Origin of the sequence: Flavobacterium ardleyense (assembly GCF_042686085.1) — a bacterium.
Lineage (GTDB): Bacteria > Bacteroidota > Bacteroidia > Flavobacteriales > Flavobacteriaceae > Flavobacterium > Flavobacterium ardleyense.
In genome coordinates, this window is the sequence record NZ_JBHUOL010000011.1 from 52,220 (window position 1) to 64,614 (window position 12,395).

The window sequence follows — 12,395 nt, forward strand, 5'->3', positions numbered from 1 at the left end:
AATTATGCAATAGAAGTCCTCCGTGGAAATTTCCACAGCTTACAACAAATATTACATACTATTAAATTCATGTCATTTCATTTTTAGTAAAACAAAGATAAAACCTAATCTTACTTAAAGTACTATTTTCTGGAATTTTAACTTAATTTTTTTAATTTCAGAAATTCGCTCATCGCTTGCACACTTAAAAAGATTTTATCCAATCTTACACTCTTGACGCCGCAAACAATAAATAAAAGTTAACAACTAATTGGAATTCAAATTCATTTCATACATTTGCAAAGAATTTAGAGGAAAAATTTGAACTGATTGCAACCTCGTTAAAAAAATGCTAAAGCAGGAACACTTCCTTTTAGTACTTTTTCGCGACTTTTATCTTTTTGACTTTTCCATATTTATAATTATTTAATTTTATAAAAAATGGCATACTTATTTACGTCTGAATCTGTAAGTGAAGGACATCCAGACAAAATAGCTGATCAAATCAGTGACGCATTAATTGACAACTTTTTAGCTTTCGACCCTGAATCAAAAGTAGCTTGTGAAACATTAGTTACGACAGGACAAGTGATTTTAGCAGGAGAAGTAAAATCAAAAACTTATTTAGATGTACAAACTATTGCTCGTGATGTAATCAAGAAAATTGGTTATACAAAGAGTGAATATATGTTTGAAGCAAATTCGTGTGGTGTTTTATCTGCAATCCACGAACAATCTGCAGACATCAATCAAGGTGTTGACAAAGTAAACAAAGAAGAACAAGGAGCGGGTGACCAAGGAATGATGTTTGGTTACGCTACGAATGAAACGGCAGAATTTATGCCTTTGGCTTTGAAACTTTCGCACCAATTATTACAAGATTTAGCAGATTTAAGAAGAGAAAATAAGGAAATCACTTATTTACGTCCGGATGCTAAATCGCAAGTGACTTTAGAATATTCGGATGATAACAAACCAGTTCGTATTGATGCTATTGTAGTTTCAACGCAACATGATGATTTTGCTGACGAACCAACGATGTTAGCTAAAATTAAAAAAGATATTATTTCTATTTTGATTCCAAGAGTAATTGCTAAAAATCCTCAGTATGCCCATTTGTTTAATGACGCTATTAAATACCACATTAATCCAACAGGGAAATTCGTGATTGGAGGACCTCATGGTGATACTGGTTTAACAGGAAGAAAGATTATCGTAGATACTTATGGCGGAAAAGGAGCTCATGGTGGCGGTGCTTTCTCAGGAAAAGACCCATCGAAAGTGGACCGTTCTGCAGCTTACGCAACACGTCATATTGCTAAAAACTTGGTAGCTGCTGGTGTAGCTGAAGAAATTTTAGTACAAGTTTCTTATGCAATTGGTGTAGCTGAACCAACATCAATCAACGTTAATACTTATGGAACTTCTAAAGTAAATATGACTGACGGCGAAATTAGTAAAGTAGTAGAAAGCATTTTTGATATGCGCCCTTACTTTATTGAACAACGTTTAAAGTTAAGAAATCCTATTTACAGCGAAACTGCTGCTTACGGACACATGGGAAGAACTCCAGAAACCGTGACAAAAACTTTTAGAACACCAAATGGTGAAGAAAAAACATTAACAGTTGAATTGTTTACTTGGGAAAAGCTAGATTATGTAGATCAAGTAAAAGCTGCTTTTAAAATCTAATACTTCGGGAATTATTTCTTGTATAAAGAAACTGAAATCGAATAAAAACAACTTTTTAGAAAACCGTAATTCATTTGGATTGAGGTTTTTTTTCAAATAGCAAATTGTTACAAACAAAAAAAGGAGTCATTTCAAGATAGAAATGACTCCTTTTTATATTAGATAAAATTAGAATTTATAAGTAATTCCTAGTTTTGCACCGCTAGTAACATTACCTCCACCTAATTGTAAGTTAATACCGAAATTATCAGTAAAGAAGTAACGACCTCCAATTTGTAATCCTAATCCGAAATCGTCAGAATCACTATAGTTAGTTACTTTAACACCATCATACTTTGTAGTCCAGCTGTAATAATTTATGTTAGCTCCTCCATAAACATCCCATTTACTTGGAATATTTAACAATTCGTTGAAATGGTAATTTCCGTTTACCTGAATTCCGTAAATTGTACTTTTATAATCATACGGACCGCCGTTTTGGTTGTAAGATTGATAAGACAACTCAGCACCAAGAGTAAAATTCTCCACTACACCAAAGTCAAGTCCCACATATACTGGAGTTCCCCAGTTTGAAGATCCGAATCCAGCATTTAATTGAATTCCTCCTGTTTCTAAAGGAGCTTGTGCGTTTGCAAAACTAAAAGCAAAAATTGCCAACCCAAGAATGATTTTTTTCATGATTAAATATTTAAAATAAGATTATATAATTCTCACTTATGTGAAAACTTTTGCAAAAGTACTACTTTCATTTAAAGCATTAAAACAGAAACGGAAATAAGTTTCTTTATAGACTATATTTTAAACCAATTATAATATATCTTGGTTGTACTATATAACTTGAGAAGTTACTTGTTCCTCCTAATTGACTAAAACTACTTGTATCTAACGATTTCGTATTCAACAAATTAGTCCCTGATAATTTCCATTCCCACTTACTACTCTTCTTTTTATACATTAAATTAGCCGTCAAGAAATCATACTCACTATTGATAGTTTTTGATTTGTTGTAATTGCGATAAAAATTATATTCCGAAGTAAACGAAAATGCTTCTAAAAAATAGTATTCTAAAGTTAACGCCGGACTATCAGTATATATTGTGTCTGAGAAATTATCGCTGATCGAATATGTATAAGATAATCCAAGATTTGGTATTGTTTTATAATTGGTAGAAAATCCAACATTATAACTTTGATTAAATGATTCTGTAGTTTGATTTTTTGTTGGATTGTTATTTGGATCTAAATCGCCGTCAGGATAAACTCGAATATTATTGTATTTATTCCAGTTAAAACTCGCTCTTACATTTGCTTTGTAATATTTTGCAAACGAACGACCATAATTTCCACTTCCAGAAAGCGATTCATCAGCAAAATTAGAATTCATATTCACCGCTGTCGAAACTTGATTTACACCTGTTAATAACGATTTATTTTTAATTCCATCGACTTGTTTTGAATACGAAATATTTGCAAATATATTTTCAAAATTAAACATATTATATTTGAAGAAACGTAATGAATGCACTTGAGAAGTTGAATTTTCTAAGTTACGATTCCCGCTAAATAAACTGTTGTAATTCGAAAATACGTAACCTTCAGCTAATTTATTAATATCTGTAAAATTATTTGTTAACGAATAATTATAAGTCAAGGTTTGTGATTTTTTAATTTGCCACAACGCATAAACATCTGGTAAAATTCGTGTAAACGATTTTTTGTTCGAAGTCCCCAGTTGTCCATCAATCATATTGTATTGATGCACACTAAATCCAGGATTGAAGGTGAATTTACCTTTCAAAAACTTATAATGAACTCCAAGGAATACATCATTAAAAGCATAATCTACATTATTTGAATTTTCGACCGAAGTTAAATCATTTTGTGTTCCGTTATCTAACATTTGAAAAATAGAAGAATCAAAATTTTGGTACGAATACGTATTTCCTAAAGTCAAATTAATGTTGCTTTTTGGCGTTACCATATAATAATAATCGATTTTAGCGTCTAATTTATTCGTTTTCACGAAACGTTGCTGATTCACATCATCACGCAATTGCGAACCATCATATCCCGATAAAACGAAAGGTTGAGTTTCTAAATTTGCATTATAAAACGGATCTTCTTCTTGATAAATATGTTGAAACTCCGCAGAAAAAACATTTTTATCATTTAAAGTATAATAGTAATTTAAGTTCTGATTAATCGAAAATGGATTTTGCTTTTTGTTCGTATAAATATCATCTAACAAAGTAGAATAAACGCTTGAATTTTCTTTTTGGTCAGATAACTTTATCAAAGCATCGTAGTCAAAATGGACTTTTGCAGAAGGAACATAACTTGAACTCAATTTCAACAAAGCCAATTTATTTTTTTGTCTTGTGAAATCTTCTCTTTTTTCTGTAATCGTTTGCGTAGTTCCATCAGGCAAATTATCCGTACGATTTGAAGTGTTAGTAGTTTCAATTTCTGTTTTGTTTCCTAGCAGAATTCCAAAACCACTCAATGTCCAAGCTTTTGAAGGATTAAAACTGAAGTTTGCCGCTCCAAAATCGGATTCAATATTAGCGGCTTGATTGTTACGAAGTCCTAAAATTCCAAGATCATTTGAAACAACATTAAAGGAAGAACCGCCTTTTCGCATCATGTTTTTAAAACCACCCGTAAATTTGAAATAATCTTGAGCCGTCAGAGGTAATTCGCCAATATTATTTTTATTTGCTATAATATTCAAACTGTATTTCGGGCTATAAAAGAACAATTTCGGATTGATAATGTAACGTTCTTCTTTGTGTCCAACACCAACTCCTGCTGTTAAGTCTCCAAACCAAAAGTTCTTTTTACCTTCTTTTAATTTGATATTTATTGCAATGTTTTCTTCGTTATTGTCCAATCCTTTTAGATTAGAAACTTCATTATAATTTCGTAAAATCTGAATTTTATCTAAAGCATCTGCTGGAATGTTTTTTGTAGCTAATTTGGTGTCCCCATCAAAAAAATCTTTTCCTTCAATCATTACTTTTTGAACTCGTTTCCCTTCAATTTCAATTTCACCATCTTTATTCACTTCAACACCTGGCAATTTTTTCAAAACATCTTCTAATTTTCGCTCTGTTCCATTTGTAAACGAATCCGAATTATAAATTATGGTATCACCTGAAATTGTAACCGGCATTTCATAAACCACTTCAACATTTTTCAATTGCGTTCCTTCCTTTAAAACAATCGGAAAATTCATATTTGAAGTCGTTGTAGTGACCGATTTCTCATACGATTGAAATCCGATGTAACTCGCTTTAATCGTATAAGCTGTATTTGCTTTTAAATTTAGTACGAATTTTCCCGCTTCATTTGTAATAGCATAAGCGTCCATAGCTTTGGTTTGTTGATTCACCGCCATTACGTTTGCCATATCTAACCCGGTACCCGTAGAATCTTTAATTGCTCCTTCAAAACGAATATTTTGAGAAAAGGCACTCGATGAAATTGCCAGTATCAATAGTAAAAGTATTTTCTTCATTATAATTTCAAAAATTAACGATTGAATCTAATAGAGCGTTGGCCATTTGGCCCTGAATTCATTTCCATCATCTCTTCCGTTTTCTTTTTCACAATCTCATCGTATTCTTTTTGAGTCACTTGTTTTCCTTTTCCAACAGGTTTAATCGCCACTTTTTCTTTCGAATTCATAACAACTTTTGTACACAACATCACTGTTTTACCATCGTTTACTTCTAAAATTAAACCCGGTAAACCCCAGTAATTTTCTGGCCCTTGATTAATTGGTATTTCTGGACAATACCAAGCTGTGATGGTATTTTCTTTAGGCATTTCCCAATCTTCAGTGAAATTAGTTTTTGATGTTTTAGTAGTGTCTTTTACGGTTTCAACTTTTTTATCAGTCTCTTTTTTATCGCGATTTCTAGGTCTGAAATTCCTAAAATCAGAGGCACTTACTTTAACTACAGCTGTGGCTTTGAAACAGGTATAACTTCCAATTTGTTTTGATTCGCCTTCTAATTTCCAGTCATATTTTGGCAAAGAATCTTTTACAACAAACTCTTTTCCGAAAAATTCTTTATCTACCGAAAACTGTTTTTCTTTTACATTTTTATAATGCGTGCCGCCACCGCCCATCATAGACGACATCATTCTGCCGCCACCTTGTTGACCCGGTGCATCTAACTTTTCTTCTTCTTTACATATGGAAGCTGTTTTATCGAAATTAAGAATAAACGTTTTTTCAAACATTTTTCTCATTCGCTCTTCTATTTGCTTTTGCATTTCGGGTGTAATATCACGGTTGCCGCTAAAAGCTTTTGTAATATCTGCCGTACTTGTTTTTGATTCATAAACTGCTAATCCTTGAAACTCTTGCGCCTGAATGAAGCCGGAAACCAGCAAAATTGAAGCTAATATTAATTTTCTCATTGTATTGGAATAAATAGTTACTTATATAGACTCTCAAACGTTTAATTTGTTACACAATTTATTGAGCAATCTTCTGTTATTGTAGTATATTAGACACTTGAAAATCAAAATGGTTTAAACTATGTTTCAAAAAAGTATTGCCTTACTGTTTTTTGCTTTTTTTATGGGAAAGATCGCTTTTTCGCAGCAACCTATTTTAGCAGCAAAAACAAATAGTATTAATTTACCAACAGAAACGTTCTTGGGATTTGATAACCAACAAAATTTTTATAGTCTGAAAGAAAATGTACTTTCTAAAACGAATAAAGATCAAAATTTCGAATATAAAAATGTAAGTTTGGGAAAAATTACAAAAGTAGATTTTCAAAATCCGTTGCAAATTGTCGTTTTTTATAAGAATTTCAATTCGGTTGTTTTATTAGACAATCAATTCAATGAAATTAAAAAAATAGATTTCAACTTACAAAACAATCCGATAAACGCAGAAGCTGTAGCGTTGTCTTCCCAAAATCAATTGTGGATTTATGATGGAATTACTTCAAAAATCGGACTTTATTCCTTGACAACTGGAGCTACTAAATCGATTTCGACGACTTTGGACCATCCTGTAACGAAATATCATTCCACTTACACTCACTTTTATTGGTTTGATAGTACCAATAATTTTTATTCTATTTCAATTTACGGTACGATTGAAAGCTTAGGAGTTTTTCCAACTTTTGAAACGATTCAATTAATTAATGAGCAAGTTGCCCTTTACCGTTTTGAGAATCAATTGTATTATTACGAAATAAAAATAAAGCAAGCACATAAAATTAAAATTGCTACAAATTTGGTTGAAAATTTTTTCTTTGCCGATGGAATTTTAGCTATTTTTACGCAAAATGAAATTACTAATTATAAAATAATTTTACCATAATGCACATAGCAGTAGCAGGAAATATCGGAGCTGGGAAAACAACGCTAACAAAATTATTAGCTAAACATTTTAAATGGGAACCGCATTATGAAGATGTTGTTGACAATCCGTATTTGGATGACTTTTACCACCAAATGGAACGTTGGAGTTTTAATCTTCAGATTTATTTCTTGAACAGTCGTTTTCGTCAAGTTTTGCAAATTCGCGAAAGCGGCAAAAACATTATTCAAGATCGAACAATTTATGAAGATGCACATATTTTTGCGCCCAACTTGCATGCTATGGGATTGATGGCAAATAGAGATTACAACAACTATACTTCATTGTTTGAATTGATGGAAAGCCTAGTTGGTGCTCCAGATTTATTGATTTATTTGAGAAGTTCTATTCCGAATTTAGTGAGCCAAATTCACAAAAGAGGAAGAGATTATGAAAACTCAATTTCGATTGATTATTTAAGCCGATTAAATGAACGTTATGAAGCATGGGCTTCAACTTATGACAAAGGAAACTTATTAATCATTGACGTCGACAACATTGATTTTGTAAACAATCCAGAAGATTTAGGAGATATCATTAATCGAATTGATGCCGAAATAAACGGTTTATTCTAGAAATACAAAACGCCCCAATCTAAATTGAGGCGTTTTTTTTATTTCGTATTTTTGTTATACTGGCCTTAAGTTTCGGAATCGTGTTAGAATTTAATAAATTGAAAGTTTCTTTTTAAGTTTCATAATTTCTTCGGAATTTGCTATTTCTGTCCTGTCTGTTATTGCGGACGAATGATAGAAATCTGCCTTCACTATTTTATCTAATTCCGAAATGTTTGTTGAGCGTAAACCACCACCAGGCATAATAGTAATTCTATTTACCGCCTGAAGCACTAGATTTCTCAACACTTCTGCACCTTTCGTAACATTTGAAAAGGTTCCTGATGTCAAAATGGTCGAAAAGCCACACGTAATTACATCTTCCAAAGCTGTTTTATAATTTTCAACTTCATCAAGAGCACGATGAAAAGTACAAGGAATTGGATATGCTAAATTTACTAATTCAACATTTTGCTTGATATTAATGAGATTGTCTTCGTTTAAAATTCCAAAAACGAAACCATCAACTCCGATGGGTTTTATTTTTAAAACAGCATCTTTCATCTGCTGAAATTCCAAGTCAGAATAAACAAAATCACCACCCTTTGGTCGAATCATTATACAAATATCAATACTTAAATTATTTTTGGCCTTCTGAACAACTTCAGTAGTTGGCGTAGTTCCACCAAGATGAATGTCCGCACATAGTTCTACTCTATCCGCTCCATTTTCCTGAGCAATTAGCGCTGATTCTAAATTAAGACAAGCGATTTCAAGTTTTTTCATTATTTCAAATGATAAGTAGCATCAATTAATCGGTTTCCTGATGTATCATGAACGGCATAGTTGAAACCTCCTTGTATACAATATGCGCCATATTCACCGTTTTTATTCAACGCGATAAATCCAACTTGAATATCCTTTAATTCTTTTCCGCGAAGTTTAATCTTTTTTACAATCCGATTTACAGCCTCTTCACAAGCTTTTTGTGGTGATTTGTCTTGACGCATTAATTCCACCACCAAATGACAGCCTACAACTCGAACTACTTCTTCACCGTCACCTGTTGCGGTTGCGGCACCAATCTCGTTATCCACAAATAATCCTGCACCAATAATTGGAGAATCACCCACTCTTCCATGCATTTTAAAAGCCATTCCGCTGGTTGTGCAAGCACCAGATAAATTTCCGTGAGCGTCCAAAGCAATCATTCCGATAGTGTCGCGATTTTCGATGTTCGCTTTAGGCAGATATTCACTAGTTTTCAACCACTCTTTCCACTCTTTCCATTCTTTTTCGGACTCTTCAGTCAGTAAGTTTTCTTTTTTAAATCCACTTTCCAATGCAAACTGCAGAGCACCTTCACCAACTAACATAACATGTGGTGATTTTTCCATGACTAATCTTGCAACGGAAATGGGATGTTTGATATATTCCAAGCAAGCTACCGAACCAACATTTGAGAATTCATCCATAATGCAAGCGTCTAATGTAACTATCTCTATCTGGACGACCCCCATAAACAACACTTCTTTCCTCTGGATTTCCTTCCGGAATTTTCACTCCTGCTTCTAAAGCATCTAAAGCGCTTCCTTTATTTTTCAAAACTTGCCAAGCTGCAACATTGGCTTCGACATCAAAACGCCAAGTAGAAAGCACAATTGGTTTATTAACTTTCCCTGAATAGATTTGAACTTCCTTTTTTTCAGATTTACCGACAGAAGCTTGAAAGGCTAATCCTGCGGACGCTAACGTTGCTGTTTTTAAAAAATCTCTTCTTTTCGTCATTAGTCGATATTTATTTCTTCAATAAACAACTAAATTTGAAAACGTTAATAACATATTCCAATGGAGTAATTTCTTTATTTACTGCGATTAAGTTTATGTATTTTATGATTATTTCAAGAAAATCAAGTTTCGTTTACCTTTTTAAAGTTACATTTATTTTAAACAGTTTGAATTCATTTAAATTTTTTACCACCTAAATTAAACTTGAATTTTATTAGAAAAACGCCTCTAACTTCCTTCATTACTCTTGATTTAAAGACGAGAAAGGATTTGGGAAGCAAAAGGTTAAGCACAAACTTTATAAAAAAAACCGCACATTACTGCACGGTTTAAAATATCTACTATCAGAAGGTCTATTTACCAAGTGCCGCAATTTTAGCTTCCACTTCTAAATCATTGCCTTCAAAACTTTTTTCTTCTGTAACTTCTTTGCCATTTACGATAGTTGTTAAAGTAACTTTTGCTTTTACATTACCGTTGGCTTCTTTAACTTTATCCACTCTAAAATCAATAATTTCAGCTTTGTCGTGGTTGCAGTTTGGTCCATGAACGTGGGCTTTTGCTTCACCAATAAATTTTCCGCTTTCGTCATATTGTGCCATGCAATTTTCTTTGCACGCATCTGAACACCCGTTTGCTTCACACATTTTTGCACATTCGTCTTTTGACATTGTAGCACACTTTGACAAATCACATTTTCCTTCTTTGCAAACCATTTCTGTATGCAACAAACCTAATTCTTTACTATTCGTATCCGCATGACCTCCTAAAATTGGAGCAATTACTAAACCAATTAAACACGTTAACTTAATTAAGATGTTCATTGACGGCCCAGAAGTGTCTTTGAATGGATCTCCGACTGTATCACCAGTTACAGCAGCTTTGTGTGCGTCTGAACCTTTGAACGTCATTTCACCGTTAATTAACACACCTGCTTCAAATGATTTCTTAGCATTATCCCAAGCACCACCTGCATTGTTTTGAAATATTGCCCAAAGCACACCCGAAACGGTAACTCCAGCCATATAACCACCTAACATTTCAGCTACTAATTGATTATTATCTCCATAAACTAATTTACCTAAAAGAACAATTGCTATTGGGAAACCAATTGTCAAAATACCTGGCAACATCATTTCGCGTAAAGCGGCTTTTGTAGAAATTTCAACACATTTACCATATTCAGGTTTTGCCGTTCCTTCCATAATTCCTGGAATTTCTTTAAACTGACGACGTACTTCATACACCATATCCATTGCGGCCTTTCCTACAGAATTCATTGCTAAAGCAGAGAATACTACCGGAACCATTCCACCAATAAATAACATTGCTAATACAGGCGCTTTAAATATATTAATACCGTCAATTCCTGTAAATGTTACATAAGCAGCAAATAAGGCTAATGAAGTTAAAGCAGCCGAAGCAATTGCAAAACCTTTCCCCGTTGCTGCAGTTGTGTTACCAACTGAGTCTAAAATATCTGTTCTTGTACGAACTTCTTTTGGCAATTCACTCATTTCAGCGATTCCTCCTGCATTATCAGCAATAGGTCCGAAAGCATCAATTGCTAATTGCATAGCTGTAGTTGCCATCATTGCCGAAGCGGCAAGCGCAACCCCGTAGAACCCAGCTAAAGCATAGGTTGACCAGATTGCCGCTGCGAATAAAATAACTGTTGGAAAAGTCGAAATCATACCAGTAGCTAAACCAGCGATTACGTTTGTTCCTGCACCAGTTGATGATTTTTGTACAATTGCCAAAACTGGTTTTGTACCTAATCCTGTATAATATTCTGTTACAGATGAAATAGCTCCACCCACAAATAATCCAATTAATGAAGCATAGAAAACTCTTAGTGAAGAAATTTCTTGCAAACCTTCTCCGAAGAAACTCATTTTCATTGTTTCTGGTAACATCCACTGAATTAGGAAGAAACAAGCCACTGCCGTAAGCGCAATAGAAACCCAGTTTCCAAAGTTTAATGCTTTTTGAACCTGCGCTTCTTTAGCATCGTCACTTGAAATTTTCACCAACATTGTTCCGATGATCGAGAATAGAATTCCGAAACCAGCGATTGCCATTGGTAATAAGATTGGACCGATTCCTCCAAAAGCATCGTTTAAACTGCCACCCATATCTTTAATCACATAATTGCCCAAAACCATGGCTGCTAAAACTGTTGCTACATAAGAACCGAATAAATCGGCACCCATTCCGGCAACGTCTCCAACATTATCTCCTACGTTGTCTGCAATTGTTGCTGGATTTCTAGGATCATCTTCAGGAATACCTGCTTCAATTTTTCCAACTAAATCCGCCCCAACGTCTGCTGCTTTAGTGTAAATTCCGCCACCAACTCTTGCAAACAAAGCGATTGATTCTGCTCCAAGAGAGAATCCAGCTAATGTTTCAAGAACGATTGTCATGGTTTCTGTGTCTTTCCAAACGCCGTCAGAAAGTAAGTGAAAAAAAATAATGAAAAAAGCGGTTAAACCTAGAACCGCCAAACCTGCAACACCTAATCCCATAACTGTTCCACCGCCAAAAGAAACCTTTAGAGCTTGTGGCAAACTAGTACGAGCTGCTTGCGTGGTTCTTACATTTGTTTTAGTTGCAATTTTCATTCCCATGTTTCCAGCCCAAGCCGAAAAAATAGCTCCGAAAATAAAAGCCACAACTATTAATAAATGTGTTTTAACACCAGGAATAAAAGTAATTCCGGCTAAAACAATACTTGCTCCGATAACAAAGAACGTTAGTAATTTATATTCTGCTTTTAAGAATGCTAATGCACCTTCATAGATATAATCTGAAATTTCTTTCATTTTCCCATCTCCGGCATCTTGTTTCAATACCCAAGATCTTTTGGCGTACATAAAAAGCAAACCGATAAAGGCCATTACAATTGGCACATAAATCATCATTGATTCCATAAATAGTTTGTTTAGTTTTGTTTAATAGATTTAATCTTCTATTAACAAAAATAAACAAAAAAG

At 33.7% G+C, this 12,395-nt stretch carries 8 protein-coding genes and 1 pseudogene; 3 read left to right on the forward strand and 6 right to left on the reverse strand.

Features of this window, described 5'->3' with window-relative positions:
• The first annotated feature begins 420 nt into the window (after nucleotides 1-420).
• Entirely contained in the window at nucleotides 421-1,671 is a 1,251-nt protein-coding gene (metK, locus tag ACFSX9_RS05610; RefSeq protein WP_379805512.1) for a methionine adenosyltransferase, read from the forward strand.
• Between the two features lie 168 nt (nucleotides 1,672-1,839).
• Here the strand turns inward: metK and ACFSX9_RS05615 are convergent, their stop codons facing one another.
• From ACFSX9_RS05615 to ACFSX9_RS05625, 3 genes are all read right to left on the reverse strand, one after another.
• A complete protein-coding gene (locus ACFSX9_RS05615; protein WP_379805514.1) occupies nucleotides 1,840-2,349 on the reverse strand; it encodes an outer membrane beta-barrel protein in 510 nt (169 codons plus the stop codon).
• A gap of 106 nt (nucleotides 2,350-2,455) precedes the next feature.
• Nucleotides 2,456-5,188 carry a carboxypeptidase regulatory-like domain-containing protein gene (locus ACFSX9_RS05620; RefSeq protein ID WP_379805516.1) on the reverse strand — a complete coding sequence of 911 codons (2,733 nt, stop codon included), beginning with the start codon at nucleotides 5,186-5,188 and terminating at the stop codon, nucleotides 2,456-2,458.
• A 14-nt stretch (nucleotides 5,189-5,202) separates the two neighbouring features.
• Nucleotides 5,203-6,099, reverse strand: a complete 897-nt coding sequence (locus tag ACFSX9_RS05625; protein WP_379805518.1) for a GLPGLI family protein — start codon at nucleotides 6,097-6,099, stop codon at nucleotides 5,203-5,205.
• A 121-nt stretch (nucleotides 6,100-6,220) separates the two neighbouring features.
• Here ACFSX9_RS05625 and ACFSX9_RS05630 point away from each other — a divergent pair, with 121 nt between their 5' ends.
• A complete protein-coding gene (locus ACFSX9_RS05630; protein WP_379805521.1) occupies nucleotides 6,221-7,018 on the forward strand; it encodes a hypothetical protein in 798 nt (265 codons plus the stop codon).
• Nucleotides 7,018-7,632 carry a deoxynucleoside kinase gene (locus tag ACFSX9_RS05635; RefSeq protein ID WP_379805523.1) on the forward strand — a complete coding sequence of 205 codons (615 nt, stop codon included), beginning with the start codon at nucleotides 7,018-7,020 and terminating at the stop codon, nucleotides 7,630-7,632. The genes ACFSX9_RS05630 and ACFSX9_RS05635 overlap by 1 nt, the downstream gene beginning before the upstream one ends.
• 90 nt (nucleotides 7,633-7,722) lie before the next feature.
• Here ACFSX9_RS05635 and ACFSX9_RS05640 read toward each other — a convergent pair whose 3' ends face one another.
• From ACFSX9_RS05640 to ACFSX9_RS05650, 3 genes and pseudogenes are all read right to left on the reverse strand, one after another.
• Entirely contained in the window at nucleotides 7,723-8,397 is a 675-nt protein-coding gene (locus tag ACFSX9_RS05640; RefSeq protein ID WP_379805525.1) for a copper homeostasis protein CutC, read from the reverse strand.
• A pseudogene (locus ACFSX9_RS05645) lies at nucleotides 8,397-9,399 on the reverse strand (N(4)-(beta-N-acetylglucosaminyl)-L-asparaginase). Before ACFSX9_RS05645 ends, ACFSX9_RS05640 begins: the two are co-directional and overlap by 1 nt.
• Before the next feature lie 353 nt (nucleotides 9,400-9,752).
• Nucleotides 9,753-12,332 carry a sodium-translocating pyrophosphatase gene (locus tag ACFSX9_RS05650; protein WP_379805528.1) on the reverse strand — a complete coding sequence of 860 codons (2,580 nt, stop codon included), beginning with the start codon at nucleotides 12,330-12,332 and terminating at the stop codon, nucleotides 9,753-9,755.
• Between the last annotated feature and the right edge of the window lie 63 nt (nucleotides 12,333-12,395).

Coding starts and splice junctions, on each gene's coding strand:
- metK (WP_379805512.1), top strand. CDS start 421: ATGGCATACTTATTTACGTCTGAATCTGTAAGTGAAGGACATCCAGAC.
- ACFSX9_RS05615 (WP_379805514.1), bottom strand. CDS start 2,349: ATGAAAAAAATCATTCTTGGGTTGGCAATTTTTGCTTTTAGTTTTGCA.
- ACFSX9_RS05620 (WP_379805516.1), bottom strand. CDS start 5,188: ATGAAGAAAATACTTTTACTATTGATACTGGCAATTTCATCGAGTGCC.
- ACFSX9_RS05625 (WP_379805518.1), bottom strand. CDS start 6,099: ATGAGAAAATTAATATTAGCTTCAATTTTGCTGGTTTCCGGCTTCATT.
- ACFSX9_RS05630 (WP_379805521.1), top strand. CDS start 6,221: ATGTTTCAAAAAAGTATTGCCTTACTGTTTTTTGCTTTTTTTATGGGA.
- ACFSX9_RS05635 (WP_379805523.1), top strand. CDS start 7,018: ATGCACATAGCAGTAGCAGGAAATATCGGAGCTGGGAAAACAACGCTA.
- ACFSX9_RS05640 (WP_379805525.1), bottom strand. CDS start 8,397: ATGAAAAAACTTGAAATCGCTTGTCTTAATTTAGAATCAGCGCTAATT.
- ACFSX9_RS05650 (WP_379805528.1), bottom strand. CDS start 12,332: ATGGAATCAATGATGATTTATGTGCCAATTGTAATGGCCTTTATCGGT.